This window comes from Pseudoalteromonas sp. CuT4-3 (assembly GCF_035666335.1).
GTDB classification, from domain to species: Bacteria; Pseudomonadota; Gammaproteobacteria; order Enterobacterales; family Alteromonadaceae; genus Pseudoalteromonas; species Pseudoalteromonas atlantica.
This window is the reverse complement of record NZ_CP142031.1, coordinates 714994-729130: the sequence shown is the minus strand read 5'-3', so window position 1 is coordinate 729130 and position 14137 is coordinate 714994. Positions and strand designations below refer to the sequence as shown.

General features: G+C 43.2%; 13 protein-coding genes. 10 read left to right on the top strand and 3 right to left on the bottom strand.

Annotation, left to right across the window (positions count from 1 at the left end):
- Positions 1-295: 295 nt before the first annotated feature.
- A complete protein-coding gene (locus tag VOI46_RS20210) occupies positions 296-967 on the bottom strand; it encodes an HAD family hydrolase (protein ID WP_004587094.1) in 672 nt (223 codons plus the stop codon).
- A gap of 372 nt (positions 968-1339) precedes the next feature.
- Here VOI46_RS20210 and VOI46_RS20205 point away from each other — a divergent pair, with 372 nt between their 5' ends.
- The 3 genes from VOI46_RS20205 to VOI46_RS20195 all read left to right on the top strand — a co-directional run bounded on the left by VOI46_RS20205 (position 1340) and on the right by VOI46_RS20195 (position 4699).
- Positions 1340-2878: a catalase gene (locus VOI46_RS20205; protein ID WP_004587093.1), complete on the top strand. Its 1539-nt coding sequence runs from the start codon at positions 1340-1342 to the stop codon at positions 2876-2878.
- 67 nt (positions 2879-2945) lie between these two features.
- On the top strand, positions 2946-3440 hold the full coding sequence (locus VOI46_RS20200; RefSeq protein WP_004587092.1) for an ankyrin repeat domain-containing protein: 495 nt from the start codon (positions 2946-2948) through the stop codon (positions 3438-3440).
- 392 nt (positions 3441-3832) lie between these two features.
- Positions 3833-4699: an alpha/beta fold hydrolase gene (locus tag VOI46_RS20195; RefSeq protein WP_004587091.1), complete on the top strand. Its 867-nt coding sequence runs from the start codon at positions 3833-3835 to the stop codon at positions 4697-4699.
- 33 nt (positions 4700-4732) lie between these two features.
- Here VOI46_RS20195 and yddG read toward each other — a convergent pair whose 3' ends face one another.
- The gene (gene yddG, locus VOI46_RS20190) at positions 4733-5653 is read right to left on the bottom strand and encodes an aromatic amino acid DMT transporter YddG (RefSeq protein WP_004587090.1); all 921 of its coding nucleotides are present in this window, start codon (positions 5651-5653) and stop codon (positions 4733-4735) included.
- Between the two features lie 175 nt (positions 5654-5828).
- Here yddG and VOI46_RS20185 point away from each other — a divergent pair, with 175 nt between their 5' ends.
- The 7 genes from VOI46_RS20185 (at position 5829) to VOI46_RS20155 (ending at position 13449) form a co-directional block, all read left to right on the top strand.
- Complete coding sequence (locus VOI46_RS20185) at positions 5829-6482, top strand: TetR/AcrR family transcriptional regulator (protein WP_004587089.1); 654 nt, start codon at positions 5829-5831, stop codon at positions 6480-6482.
- Positions 6483-6485: 3 nt separating this feature from the next.
- A complete protein-coding gene (locus VOI46_RS20180; protein ID WP_004587088.1) occupies positions 6486-6968 on the top strand; it encodes a putative 4-hydroxy-4-methyl-2-oxoglutarate aldolase in 483 nt (160 codons plus the stop codon).
- Positions 6969-7314: 346 nt separating this feature from the next.
- On the top strand, positions 7315-8523 hold the full coding sequence (locus VOI46_RS20175; protein WP_004587087.1) for an amidase family protein: 1209 nt from the start codon (positions 7315-7317) through the stop codon (positions 8521-8523).
- On the top strand, positions 8520-10094 hold the full coding sequence (locus tag VOI46_RS20170; RefSeq protein ID WP_004587086.1) for a gamma-glutamyltransferase: 1575 nt from the start codon (positions 8520-8522) through the stop codon (positions 10092-10094). Before VOI46_RS20175 ends, VOI46_RS20170 begins: the two co-directional genes overlap by 4 nt.
- Positions 10091-10915, top strand: coding sequence for a sulfite exporter TauE/SafE family protein (locus VOI46_RS20165; RefSeq protein ID WP_004587085.1), 825 nt, complete (start codon positions 10091-10093; stop codon positions 10913-10915). The genes VOI46_RS20170 and VOI46_RS20165 overlap by 4 nt, the downstream gene beginning before the upstream one ends.
- A 3-nt stretch (positions 10916-10918) precedes the next feature.
- The gene (locus tag VOI46_RS20160; protein WP_004587084.1) at positions 10919-12148 is read left to right on the top strand and encodes an alanine--glyoxylate aminotransferase family protein; all 1230 of its coding nucleotides are present in this window, start codon (positions 10919-10921) and stop codon (positions 12146-12148) included.
- Positions 12149-12162: 14 nt separating this feature from the next.
- Positions 12163-13449, top strand: a complete 1287-nt coding sequence (locus tag VOI46_RS20155) for an allantoate amidohydrolase (protein ID WP_004587083.1) — start codon at positions 12163-12165, stop codon at positions 13447-13449.
- 111 nt (positions 13450-13560) lie between these two features.
- On the opposite strand, the gene VOI46_RS20150 is transcribed toward VOI46_RS20155, so the two are convergent.
- The gene (locus tag VOI46_RS20150) at positions 13561-14121 is read right to left on the bottom strand and encodes a YrbL family protein (RefSeq protein WP_157211880.1); all 561 of its coding nucleotides are present in this window, start codon (positions 14119-14121) and stop codon (positions 13561-13563) included.
- Positions 14122-14137 lie beyond the last annotated feature (16 nt).

Here is a 14137-nt window from a genome sequence, read left to right as displayed (position 1 = left end):
CTACGTTAAATTTACTTGCAATAGGCTAGCTATTGACGCGTAATTTCGCCTTGTTTTCACTGTAAATCTCTGGCTAGAGAAAATAAACATAGATATCACTTTTGATTTAATATGTTAGTAAATCTCTTAACCAAAGTTCAGGTTAACTATTAATTTAAATAAGTGTTTTTTATTTAAATTAATAGTGAGTAAATCACCGTGCCTTTTTATAATGCTACTACTATAACTAATTAATAATTAATGCATTTTTACGTTAAGCTTTGTCAGTGTCATAAAGCTCAACGTTGATATTCTATTACTGTGTCTGTAATGCTGAGTACTGCTTATAAAAGTCGTCCCAGTGCGTTAAATGCGCTACATCGGGGTATGCTTGGTGAACAAAGTTCACAGCGTCTTGCATATGTCCGCCGCCACTGTAGTGCAGCACTTGCATATCAGCGGCAAGTGCAGCGCATACGCCGGCTTTAGAGTCTTCAATCACTAAACAATTTTGTGGCTTCACGCCCATTTTCTCAGCGGCATGTAAAAATAAATCGGGTGCGGGCTTACCATTTTTTACCTCACTTGAGGTAAATACGTTATTAAAGTGCTGCGATAAATTAACCACATTAAGCGCTTTAGCGGTGCGTTTAGGGCTACTGCTTGTTGCAATACAACAAGGTACAGATAATTGCTCTAGCACGTGTTTAATGCCGTTAGTTGGCATTAATGCAGTTTCGAACTCGTTTAATAATGCTTCTCGGTAATCGGCTTCAAAGCGCTCAGCTAAGGTCACATTAAAGGTATCAAATAAGTTTTGGGTCACTGTTTTAAAGTTACAGCCCAAAAAATATTGTTGTACATAGGCTCGGTCAATATTAACGCCAATTTCTGCAAGCATATTTATTAACACTTGCGCGCTTAATATTTCGCTATCTATAACAACGCCATCACAATCAAAAATAACTAATTCAATTTTAGTATTCATATTGCCCCTTTTTACGCACCTAGTTTGGTGCAATCTCACCTTGAGCATAAGCCCAGCAAGTGAGCATATTCTCTTTATTGTTATAATAAGTCAACATCTTGTTAGTGAAAAACGCACCACGGTCGTGAATATTTATTCATTAAATATGAAATTGTCTGTATTTTCATTGATTTCAAAATTGCAATTACGACTAAGGTCGAACATTGCAAAACCGCTATTTAGAAAATAGAAGGCAGCACGCAAACAGCAATCAAAATTTGTGATTACTCCAATCTAAACAATCAATTTTACCGAACTAATTTTTGTTAATACACTCGTTAACAGTTAAACAGCCAGCAACAATGCCGGCGCTTTATTAAGATGAGGTCGACAATGAATACTCAAAAAAATACGATTAATAATAAATCTACGTTAACGCTAAGCGCATTAGCTTTAGCAATGGCATTACCTGCAAGTGCCGCAACTACCCTTACTAAAGACAACGGCGCAGCTGTTGGCGACAACCAAAACTCTATTACCGCAGGTGAGCGCGGAAGTGTATTACTTGAAGACGTACACCTAATTCAAAAGCTACAACGTTTTGCACGTGAGCGTATTCCTGAGCGTGTAGTGCATGCGCGTGGTACAGGTGCACACGGTGTGTTTGTAGCGTCTAAAGAATTAGATGACTTAACAATTGCTGCACCGTTTGCAGAAGCGGGTAAAGAAACTGACGTATTTGTACGTTTTTCATCAGTAATTCACTCAAAAGGTAGCCCAGAAACACTACGTGACCCACGTGGTTTTGCTACTAAGTTTTACACCGACCAAGGTAACTGGGATTTAGTAGGTAACAACTTACCGGTATTCTTTATTCGTGATGCGATTAAATTTCCAGACATGGTTCACTCGTTAAAGCCGTCACCGGTAGATAACATTCAAGATCCTAACCGCTTTTTTGACTTTTTCTCATACGAGCCAGGTTCTACTCACATGTTAACGTGGGTATACAGCGACTACGGTACACCAGCAAGCCTACGTAAAATGGACGGCTGGGGCGTACATGCTTACAAAATGATTAATAAGTCTGGCGATGTTAAATACGTTAAGTTTCATTGGGTAAGCCAACAAGGTATAGACAACCTTGATGCTAAAGAAGTAAACGAAGTGCAAGGTAAAGACTTCCAACACTTAACACGCGACCTATACAGCGAGATTGGTAAAGGCAACTTCCCTAAGTGGGATCTATACATTAAAACCCTTGATCCGTCGCAGTTAGATGACTTTGACTACAACCCATTAGATGCAACAAAAATGTGGTTAGACGTTAAAGAAACTAAAGTAGGCACCATGACCCTAAACCGTATGCCAACTAACTTCTTCCAATCTACAGAACAAGTTGCAATGGCACCGGCAAATGTAATTCCGGGTATTGAGCCATCTGAAGACAGACTTTTACAAGGGCGTGTTTTCTCTTACGCCGATACGCAAATGTACCGCTTAGGTGCTAACCACCAACAATTGCCAATTAACCGTGCAAAAGTTGAAGTGGTTAACTACAACCAAGACGGCGCAATGAACTACGGTAATACAACAAGTAACGTGAACTACCAACCAAGTCACGAAAACGTTGCAGAAAACCCAATTGCACGCAGAAGTAACACAGAGCTAAAAGGCTACGTACAACAAGCAGCAATTAAAAAGCAGCAAAACTTTGCTCAAGCGGGTGTACTTTACCGCAGCTTTAGCAAGCAAGAGCGCACTAACTTAGTTAACAACTTAGCCGGCGATTTAGGCAAAGTGAAAGACAGCAAAGTTATGCACAAAATGCTTAGCCACTTCTACAAAGCAGATAGCGAATACGGTACACGCTTAACTAACGCTGTAAACGGCGACATGAAACAAGTTAAGCAACTAGCCGCTAAGCTTTAATGTTTTACCCAACCTGTAAGTTATTGAGGAAAGCCTAGCTTTCCTCTTTTTTAAAAAGGTAAACAGTATGCGTAAATTACTTATTATATTTACTTTAGTGATGAGCTTTTCAGGCTTTGCCAATGAGCCACAAAGCCCTGTAACGGAACAAAGCACCGCCCAGTCGCAATACGACAGCTTACTTGCTTATTACTTTGCAGCCGCACGCACCGACGACACCGCCGTAATAACGCAATTTGTAGATGCTGGCATTCCTATTAACAGTTACAACAACAAAGGTTACACCGCGCTAATGATTGCCACCTACCACGGCAATAAAAATACGGTAAACACCTTATTGCAATTAGGCGCTAATGCCTGCCTTGAAGACAACCGCGGTAACACAGCCCTAATGGCCGCCATATTTAGAGGCGAATTTAGTATAGCTAAAACACTTGTAGGCCTTGATTGCGACAACGCACATCAAAACAAAGCCGGTCAAACAGCCGAGCAATTTGCACAAAAATTTGGCCAACAAAAAGTGCTCGATTTATTAGCACAGGTAAACAGTAAATCTAATTAATCAACTTTTAATATACCCATTTGCCCGTTATTGTTAGTGACAATAAGGCTACATTAGCAGCCAATAACCAGGCTTTAGCAAAATAAGTAGTACCCTTTAGTTATTTAAACCTTCCTCTCGCCCCATTTCATCTGGGGCGTGGTTTAATACCAACGCCAATAAATAGCTGATCTATTTTACTTGCTAAAACAACCCGTTTCTTTGTTGTAATTTTCGTTAAGGGAGCAACCATTTACAGCAATTTACGCCTAAACAGAATTGTTTATTCGGAATAAAATTTAAAACACATACTTAATGGGGTTGATATAAACAACGCACTCCCCTCTTGCCGAAACTGGTCTAACCAGATATTATTTTTACCTGTGTACTTTATATGGGAAATAATAATTCTAATGACCGCACCACACTTTGAGCACACCACTATTACCTGTAATAACAGGCAAACCCTAAGCGCCCGTGTATTTACACCCACCAGCGCTATTAAAGGTGCGGTGATGATTGCCCCTGCAACCGGTATAAAGCAGCAGTTTTATGCAAACTTTGCTACTTACTTACAGCAACATGGCTTTGGCGTTATTACTTTTGATAACAGTGGCATTGGCCAATCGCTTAAACGCAGCATTAAAAAAAGCAAAGCCAGTTTACAAAGTTGGGGTGAGCAAGACATGCCTGCGGTGCTTGAGCATTTGCAAAGGCTATTTCCTAATACGCAGTATCATTTAGTGGGTCATAGCGCCGGCGGGCAATTAGTGGGGCTAATGCATAACGCCAACGAGCTAAGCTCCGCGTTTAATTTTGCTTGCTCGTCGGGTAAATTAACTAATATGAGCTTAGCGTATCAGGTTAAAGCGCACTTTTTTATGAATGGGGTTATTCCTCTTAGTAATGCCTTGTTTGGTCATACTAAATCGCAGTGGTTTGGCATGGGCGAGCCACTACCTAAAGGCGTAGCTAAACAATGGCGCAAATGGTGTAACGCTCAAGGGTATGTGCAATCAGCATTTGGTGATACCGTATTCCAACACTGTTACAACACGCTTTCTATGCCCTCAATATGGGTTAATGCTACCGATGACGATATTGCTAACAATGCAAATGTTGCCGATATGCTCTCGGTTTTTCCTAAGTTAAAAGCACAAACCCTAACCTTAAACCCACACGACTATGGTTTGAAGGAAATTGGCCATATGAAATTTTTTAGCAAAAAATCTGACGGATTATGGCCACTTGCGCTGAACTGGCTAAACAAACACAGTTAAAAAAGGATGCGTTTACTCCGTAAATTTGCACCGTTAATTTACGGCGTTAATTTGCTTTTTAACTGGTTTTTCACGCGTTACGAAATAGCACACGAGTGAGCCGCCAGTTACCATTATTACTCCTTGCCAAAACGAGGCACTAAGGGTAATTGATAAATAAAGCGCCGAAATAATCGCTGAAAAAACCGGCGTAAAATACGAAAGCGTACCAAGCAACATTAAGTTACCGCCAATAATAGCTTGGTTCCAAAGAGCATACCCGCTGCCAACAACCACACCAGCTAGCACAAGCGTTACGGTCGCGTGCAGTGTAAAGGTCATTTTTGGCTCGTCACTTAATCCATACAACACCCATAAGCTTAGTGCCGTGGCGATAAAAAACAGCACAATGGCATTTTGCCCATTGCTATTTTTTTGAGTAATTACACAGTAAACAGACCAAATAAAAGGTGCTACAAACGCCAACAAGTAGGCCGTTGGGTTACTGGCAAAATTGCCCATAATACTATTAAGTGATAACCCACTATCGCCACCAACGTACCAAGCCACACCAAAAAAAGCGAGTAGCATACCGGGGTAAATCCAAACACTTACTTTACTACGGTTAACTATAATACTGAGCACAATGGTAAGTGTGGGCCATAAATAATTTATAACCGCCATTTCTACCGCTTGGTGGCGATTATTAGCAAGCCCTACAAACAGCGCTAAACACACCTCGTAAAGTGCAAATAAAGCAGTACCCCAAATAATATAGCGCTTATTAAACCCAGCAAACTTAGGCCGCCCCATTACCAAAATTAAAAACAGCGCGCTTACACTGTACATAAGTGCCGCCCCTCCTATGGGGCCAAATAACTCCGAAACATCCCTGAGCAGAGCCACTAAACAACTCCATAATAAAATAGCGGCAATGCCATAAAGCGTGTATTTATGATTAGAAAAAAAGTCCATTAACTACCTAAAAGTACTACTTACGTTTGACGTTACGCTAACAGTAATTAGTGGGTTAAACAATTGTTGCTCATCACTTATTGTTATAAAGATGTTTTTGGCCTGCACTTAAGTGTTTGACCTTTTGGTCAGTAAAGTTACAATCATTCAACACGTTAAAAACAGCATCGCCATAATGAGCACACAAACAAAGCCAAATAAAAAAGAACTCACCCGAGTAAAAAACCAAACATTAATACTCGATGCCGCCGAGCAATTGTTTTCTCAGCTTGGTTACGATGGCACCAGTATGAGTATGGTTGCTAAAGAAGCAGGCGTTCCTAAGGCCAATATTTTATATTATTTTAAAAGCAAAGACGGCCTATACGAAAACGTAATAGACCGCATTATTGCACACTGGAACTTAGGCTTAGATAACGTAACCCCTGAGGACGACCCTGCACGTGTGCTTTATCACTATATTAAAAGCAAAGTCATACTTGCCGTAAACCAGCCGCTGCAATCACGTTTATTTGCCAGTGAAATACTGCGCGGCGCACCTTATTTGCAAAACTACTTTAGAACCAACACACGCCCGTGGGTAAAACAAAAGGTAGACGTGTTTCAGGCCTGGATAGATGCAAACAAAATGGATAATGTTGACCCTTACCATTTATTATTTACCATTTGGTCAACTACGCAGTACTACGCCGATTTTCAGGCCGAAGTGCTACTGGTAATGAACAAGTTAGAATACGACGAAACCGATGTGGCACAAATAACGCAATCAACTGCCCACATAATTTTAAAAGGTATTGGTTTAAAAATACCTGAGCACAGTGAGGCTTAACCCATGGATAACTTTACCACCCCAGACTTATTTGACGATCACCGCAATAGCGTACAAGTAGCCGACAGCGGCCTGCGCCACTTTGGTAAAAAAACCACATTTAGTGGCCAAGCAGTTACCGTTACCTGCCCAGACGATAACTCGTTTGCCGCCGACATACTGCATGAAAACGGCAAGGGTAAAGTACTGGTTATTGACGGCTTTGCTAGCAAACGCTTTGCTTTTATAGGCGATATTATGGCGGAGCGCGCGTTAAAAAACCGCTGGGAAGGCGTGATTATTAACGGCTGTTGCCGTGACATTGAAATACTTGCCACTATGGATTTGCCGGTTATGGCGCTAGGCTCAACCCCGCGCAGTACATTAAAGCGTGGCTTTGGAGATAAAAATCAAACAGTGACCATGCTTAGTAGCACAATTAACCCTAACGATTGGCTATACGCCGATGTAAATGGCTTAATTATTAGCCCTAACGCATTACTATAAACGCCATATTTGCAACCAAGTTGGTGCAATCACGCACCAACTTGGTGTGTTTTCACCTCTAAATTACGCCTTCTTTAATACTTATATTTTTATAAATATCTGCTAAACCCCATGTAAACCAAACAAAACCTGACCGAACGGACAACTTTATTGCATTTGGCATTGCTTTTGCTTAGCTTTTAGGCAATATAATAGCTAACCGATTAAAAAGCGGATCAGGCTCTGTAAAATAAAAATAAGATGTTACGCAGTGGGCTGAAAAATAATAATAACTAATTCGTCTTTTTAATCACTCTAAATCTGATTATAACCAGTTGGTCAGATTTACTTTATAACGAGTGGTGATATGAGTACCAAAACACATAATAATTTTACCGGTATTTTTTGTGACCATGGCCCTAACGCATGGCAAACACAAACCCACGGCAAACTTGTAAATAAGCGCCTTGCGGTAAAAGATGTATTTGCTGTTAAAGGCGAGCGCAACAGCGCTGGTAACCCAAGCTGGTTTAAAGCAGCAAAACCTGCACAGCAAACAGCAAGTGCCGTAAACAAACTAATGAATGAGGGTTGTCGCTTTACAGGCTTTACCCATACCGATGAGCTGGCCTACAGCTTAGAGGGCAATAACATTCACTATGGTGCAACACAAAACCCAAAACTTAAAGGCCATGCAAGTGGCGGCTCAAGTATGGGTTCGGCTGCAGCTGTAGCGGCTAACTTAGCCGATATTGGCTTAGGCACTGATACTGGTGGCTCTATTAGAATACCGGCAAGTTATTGTGGCTTATTTGGCATAAGGCCAAGCCATAACGTAATTGAAAAAGATGGCCTAATACCGCTAGCGCCCCCATTTGATACCATTGGCTGGCTTACGCAAAATGCAGAGCTGCTAAGCGATGTAGGCAATGTACTGTTACCAAATCAAGCTATTAATAACGTTGATACTTTAGTTATTTGCGAGCCATTATTTGAGCTGGTTGACCCTGTTTTACAAGTCCCACTTAAACAATTACTTGAAAAAACCAAACCTTATTTTAAACACCATAAAGAATTTGAACTGCCTAACAGCAGCTTATTAAACGAACTGGCTGACAGCTTTAGAATACTGCAAGGGCGAGCAATCGCAAAAACGCATAAAGATTGGCTTCAATTGCCAGGGCAACTTCCCCAGTTTGCTCCGGCAATTGCGGCACGTTTTAACATGGCGCTTGCCCTAACCGCTCAAGAAGAGCAAGAAGCACTAAATGTACAAACCCAATGGCAAACACTAATCGCTAAAAACCTAAACACAAACAGTTGTTTATTTTTGCCAACCACACCCACAACTGCACCTAAATTGGGCGCCGACACAAGCGCCTTACGCATGCAAATAATCACCTTATCGGCCATTGCGGGCTTGAGCCGCTCGGCGCAAGTACACTTACCATTGGCTAATTTAGAAAATGGCCACCCGTATGGGTTTTCATTAATGATGAACCGCGGCAACGATAAAAGCCTACTTGCCTGCGTACAACAATTAGCTGCCCACTTTAAACAGGACACACTTGCATGAGCACACACAACATTGCCTTTACTGCCCCGCATTTTGCAGCAACCGAGGCAGGCACCTTAATACTAAAACAAGGCGGTACAGCCACCGAAGCCATGGTAGCGGCAGCGGCTGCTATTAGCGTGGTATATCCGCATATGAACTCAATTGGCGGCGACAGTTTTTGGCTTATTGATAATCCAAACCAAAGTATACCCACTGCCATTGATGCCTGCGGGCGCGCACCAAACGATATAAGCGCCTACAGCAATGAGCCACACATACCAGAGCGCGGCGGTTTAAGCGCATTGACCCAAGCTGCAACACTTCGCGGCTGGCAAAAAGCCCTTGCGGTAGATGAGCACGCTGCTCTTTCGCTAAGTACTATTTTAGCCCCAGCCATAAAGCTCGCGCGCGAAGGCTTTACAGTGTCTAAAAGCTTGCAAGCAGGCTGCGAAAAGCTTGCCACCGCTTCAAACACTAACGCTGCCTTTAAAGAACTTTACATACCTAATGGTAAACCGTTGCAAGCGGGCCAACATTTTAAAAACCCAAAACTTGCCAGTACCTTTGAACACTTAGCCGAGCATGGCTTAAACGCCTTTTACCAAGGCCCTTTAGCAGAGTCGTTTGCAAACGATTTAGCTGCCGCAGGCAGTGCAATTACACGCGCTGATATTGCTAATACGCAGGCCGATTTAGTAACGCCGCTCAGTGCTAATTTATCGGGAATACAGTGTTATAACTTACCCGCCCCCACGCAAGGCGTGCACTCTCTGCAAATAATTGGCGCTGTTAATAAACTAAAACATTTAGCTAAAACAGAGGCTGATTGGATGCACTTAATTGTTGAGGCAACCAAACAAAGCTTTACTCACCGCCCTACACTGTGGGCCGACCCAGACGCGCTAGGCGATGATTATAAAAACGCATTAACTGATGAGCGCTTAAATGCGCTTGCCAGCAATATAGATATGAGCCAAGCCAAGCAATGGCCATTTAATGCAGAGCCAGGCGATACCGTTTGGATGGCAGCACGTGATAAAAAAGGCCAACTAGTGAGCTTTATTCAAAGTGTTTACTGGGAATTTGGTAGCGGCATTTTGATGAGCGAAGGCGGCTTTGTGTGGAATAACCGCGGTTTAAGTTTTAGTTTAAATAGCAACGATGCCAATGCCTTAAAAGCGCATAAAAAACCGGCTCATACACTCAACCCTGCTTTAGCAAAATTTGACGATGGTAGGCGCCTTGCATACGGCACCATGGGCGGCGAAGGCCAGCCACAAACACAAGCTGCAGTATTTAGTGGGTACGCATGGCGTAATAAATCAATTACCCAAGCAGTCAGCGATCCGCGTTGGTTATTAGGGCGCACCTGGGGCGATACAAGCACAAATTTAAAGGTAGAGCAAAGCTTAGTAATTCAAGTTAAACATGAATTAAATCAACGTGACCACGACTGGGTAAGCGTTGATAATAACAATGAAATGATGGGTCATGCAGGTGCCATTTTAGATACGCCTACCAGCCTTGAAGCAGCCACCGATCCTCGTTCAGATGGTCGCGCAACAGTAACTACAGCAGGAACACAATGACAGAAATAATAAATCAATGGCCGATTATTGCGGCCTTAATAGCAACCGGTATTTTTGCAGGTATTTTAGCAGGCCTATTTGGTGTAGGCGGCGGCATAGTAATTGTGCCTGTGCTGTACTTTTTACTGCAAGGCTTTGGCGTAAGCCCTGAGTCGGCCATGATGATAGCCACAGCGACATCGCTTGCCACCATAGTGCCTACTTCTATTTCGTCGATTCGCTCGCACCATGCCAAGGGCAATATCGACCTTGCTTTAATTAAATACTGGGCCCCGTTTATTTTGGTAATGGCCGTTATATGTAGCTACTTAGCTCATTCTATACGCGGTAATGCGCTGGTACTTATGTTTGCCTGTATTGCTATTTTAGTAAGTTTAAACATGTTATTTAGAGCCGGCGCGCCTGCCCTTGTTAGTAAATTACCAGGTAAATTTGGCCAAGGCATTATGGCAAGTATTGTCGGTGGTTTATCGGTAATGATTGGCATAGGTGGCGGCACTATTGGCGTACCTATGCTAAACGCGTTTAACGTACGTGCTCATGTTGCCGTTGGCACCGCTGCTGTATTTGGCTTATTAATCGCGTTACCGGGCGTTATTACTTTATTAAGTATTGGTACTACACCCACCGATGCGCCGCTTGGCACGTGGGGCCTTGTAAACCTACCTGCTTTTATACTTATTATTCCGCTTACTATTTTGTTTGCCCCTATTGGCGTAAAAATTGGTAGCAAACTAGATCAAAAACAATTAAAACGCGCCTTTGCCGTTGTATTAATGATAACGGGCATTCGTATGCTTATTCAGACTCTGGGAGCCTAAAACATGTTTAGCGACACGCAAATTCAAACTTTAAATCCGCCACAGCGATTACTCATGGGCCCAGGCCCAATAAACGCAGATCCACGCGTGCTACGTGCTATGTCGGCGCAGCTAATTGGCCAATACGACCCAGTAATGACCGGTTTTATGAACGAAACCATGGCCCGCTATCGCGAAATTTTTAAAACCAAAAACGAATGGACCATGTTAGTTGATGGCACATCACGCGCAGGCATAGAAGCCGTTTTATGCTCTATTTTACGCCCAGGCGATAAAGTACTGGTGCCCATTATGGGCCGCTTTGGCCACTTGCTTGCTGAAATAGCCGAGCGCGTAGGCGCAAAAGTACACACCATAGAAGTCCCGTGGGGCGAGGTATTTACCCCCGAACAAATAGAAAAAGCCATTGTTGATGTAAAACCCCATGTACTTGCTATGGTACAGGGCGATACCTCTACAACCATGAACCAACCCCTTGAACACATTGGCGATATTTGCCAAAAGCACGACGTATTATTTTACTGCGATGCCACCGCTTCGATTGTAGGTAACGATTTACCCGCCGATGAGTGGAAACTCGATGCGCTTTCGGTTGGTTTGCAAAAATGTTTAGGTGGCCCGTCTGGCTCTGCCCCTTTAACACTGAGCGATAAATGCGCCGATTGGATCCAAAAACGCAAAAAAGTAGAAGCGGGTATTCGTACCGCGCAGCATACCGACGGCACCGAGCCATTTGTACGCTCAAACTATTTTGATTTAGGCATGATCATGAATTACTGGGGCGAAGAGCGCCTTAACCACCACACCGAAGCCACCAGCATGCTGTATTGCGCATCAGAATGTGCTCGCATTGTTATTGAAGAAGGCGTTGATAACTGCGTTGCCCGCCACAAGTTACACGGCGATGCCATGCTAACGGGTATTCAAGCGCTGGGCTTAAACGTATTTGGCGACTTAAACCATAAAATGAACAACGTAGTGGGTGTTTATATACCCGAGGGCATTAATGCTGACCACGTACGCGGACAAATGCTAACCGACTTTGGTATTGAAATTGGCACCTCGTTTGGGCCGCTGCATGGCAAAATTTGGCGTATTGGCACCATGGGTTACAACGCCCGTAAAGATGCCGTATTACAAACATTGGCAAGCCTAGATGCCTGCTTACACGCCAACGGCTATAAAGGCCCTAAAGGCGAAGCCGCTATTGCCGCCCTTGCCCATTATAAATAAAAAAAGGATTTAGCATGACGATTGCAAGCCCCCTCCATGAGCCATTATTAAACAGCGAGCTGGCTAATAAATTTGCCGCGCGCGCGTTATTGCGCTGTAAAACGCTCAGTGGCCTATCGCAAATGCAAGGTGGCATTCACCGTGTGTATTTATCTAAAGAGCACAAAGAGTGTAACCGTGTAACTGCTGCGTGGATGGCTGAGGCGGGCATGCAATCGTGGCAAGACGAAGTCGGCAATTTATGGGGACGCTTAGCATCATCTAACCCAAATGCAAAACGTTTAATTATTGGCTCACACCTAGACACCGTACCAAACGCCGGTGCATTTGATGGTATTTTAGGGGTGTTACTCGGTATTGAAATAGCCGCCATTGCACACACGCTTAAGTTTGATTTACCATTTCATTTAGATGTAGTGGGCTTTTGTGATGAAGAAGGCACCCGCTTTGCCACCACTCTAATTGGCTCAAAAGCACTGGCGAACGAGTTTGACCCCCAGTGGTTAAATATACAAGATACAAACGGCATTAGCATGCGCCAAGCCATGCTTGATTTTGGCCTAAACCCTGATGATTACGCTAAAGCCGCCCTTAACAAAAACGAATTACTCGGTTATTGGGAAACCCACATAGAGCAAGGCCCAGTGCTTGAATCGGTAAATCAGGCGCTAGGCGTAGTAACCGCTATTGCTGGCGCCAAACGCGCTATGATCACCCTAACAGGCCAAAGCGGCCATGCAGGCACTACGCCAATGAACTTACGCCAAGATTCGTTAGTTGGCTGCGCCGAGCTTACCCTTGCCATAGAGCAGCTAGCAAAAAACGCGAGTAATGGTGAAGTCGCTACCGTAGGGCAAATTCATGCTCGCCCAGGCGCTACAAATGTTATTGCCGGTAAAACGACTATAAGCCTAGATGCACGCGCTCAAAATGATGCCGACCTAGCAGTATTACTTAATGCAATACATACCCGCGCCGATCAAATTGCAACATCGCGTAATTTAACGCTTGATTGGCAATGGACACATGCGGCCGACGCCGTAGCGTGCGACACTCAAATTCAGCAATTGTTTAGCAGTGCCTGTAAATTGAATAACCAAGCATCGCCTTCACTTGCCTCTGGCGCTGGGCACGATGCCATGGCTATTGCCCCTATTTGCCCTGTGGGCATGCTATTTATACGCAGCCCTGGCGGGATAAGCCATCACCCCGCAGAAGCTGTTATTGATGAGGATGTAACAAAAGCCCTTAGCGTAATGTACAGCGCACTCATGCTGTATGTAAAAGAGTTAGAAAAGTAACTATCGGTTGTGCATCCGCAGAGTAGGCTATGTGCTGTTAGCTTAGCCCTGCGTATTAAACGGGGCTGTGGTTATTAATTAAAGTCAGTATTTAAAGTCAGTGTTTAAAACTTAATTAAGGCTTAAGCCAAGCTCATTTAAACTCGCTTCAAAGCGCTGCCATTTTCTATTTATTTTACGCTTAGCCGATGAGCTCACGTAATTACTAATAGGAAAAAACTCAGTATTACCAATATCATCAACAACAACACACCGCTCAATGGTGCCGTTATTATTAACACACGCTATGCTGCGTGGTTTTATTTCTTTGGTGATCACTAAATTGTGTAATAAATAATCTTTTAAATTTAATAGTGGCTCGGCTAATGCTTCACTATTTGGCTGATTTAAATAATATTCTAGCGTTTTAGCCGGCTGATTATTTGCATCAATCACTAGGTCAAACACGTACCCTTTGCCAATATTGGTGTGTACCGTACCATGGTATCGCGCTAACAACTGCCACTGAATGTTTCGGTTACTAAGTCGCTTATAATAAGCCAGCTCATGGTCTTGCTCCTGCGAAAACCCTTCATGGCTTACTTTTATACATAAATTATGTGCCTCAGGGTGCCTGTAACACGTTCTATGCGCCCCTTTACCTACAATTAAATCGTCGTTCAATGAGATCAAACCAATTTTCGTCCTA

Bases quoted from the DNA above. Each gene is read 5' to 3' on its own strand.
- VOI46_RS20175 (WP_004587087.1), top strand. From the start codon at position 7,315: ATGAGTACCAAAACACATAATAATTTTACCGGTATTTTTTGTGACCAT.
- VOI46_RS20205 (WP_004587093.1), top strand. From the start codon at position 1,340: ATGAATACTCAAAAAAATACGATTAATAATAAATCTACGTTAACGCTA.
- VOI46_RS20200 (WP_004587092.1), top strand. From the start codon at position 2,946: ATGCGTAAATTACTTATTATATTTACTTTAGTGATGAGCTTTTCAGGC.
- yddG (WP_004587090.1), bottom strand. From the start codon at position 5,653: ATGGACTTTTTTTCTAATCATAAATACACGCTTTATGGCATTGCCGCT.
- VOI46_RS20185 (WP_004587089.1), top strand. From the start codon at position 5,829: ATGAGCACACAAACAAAGCCAAATAAAAAAGAACTCACCCGAGTAAAA.
- VOI46_RS20165 (WP_004587085.1), top strand. From the start codon at position 10,091: ATGACAGAAATAATAAATCAATGGCCGATTATTGCGGCCTTAATAGCA.
- VOI46_RS20170 (WP_004587086.1), top strand. From the start codon at position 8,520: ATGAGCACACACAACATTGCCTTTACTGCCCCGCATTTTGCAGCAACC.
- VOI46_RS20160 (WP_004587084.1), top strand. From the start codon at position 10,919: ATGTTTAGCGACACGCAAATTCAAACTTTAAATCCGCCACAGCGATTA.
- VOI46_RS20155 (WP_004587083.1), top strand. From the start codon at position 12,163: ATGACGATTGCAAGCCCCCTCCATGAGCCATTATTAAACAGCGAGCTG.
- VOI46_RS20210 (WP_004587094.1), bottom strand. From the start codon at position 967: ATGAATACTAAAATTGAATTAGTTATTTTTGATTGTGATGGCGTTGTT.
- VOI46_RS20195 (WP_004587091.1), top strand. From the start codon at position 3,833: ATGACCGCACCACACTTTGAGCACACCACTATTACCTGTAATAACAGG.
- VOI46_RS20180 (WP_004587088.1), top strand. From the start codon at position 6,486: ATGGATAACTTTACCACCCCAGACTTATTTGACGATCACCGCAATAGC.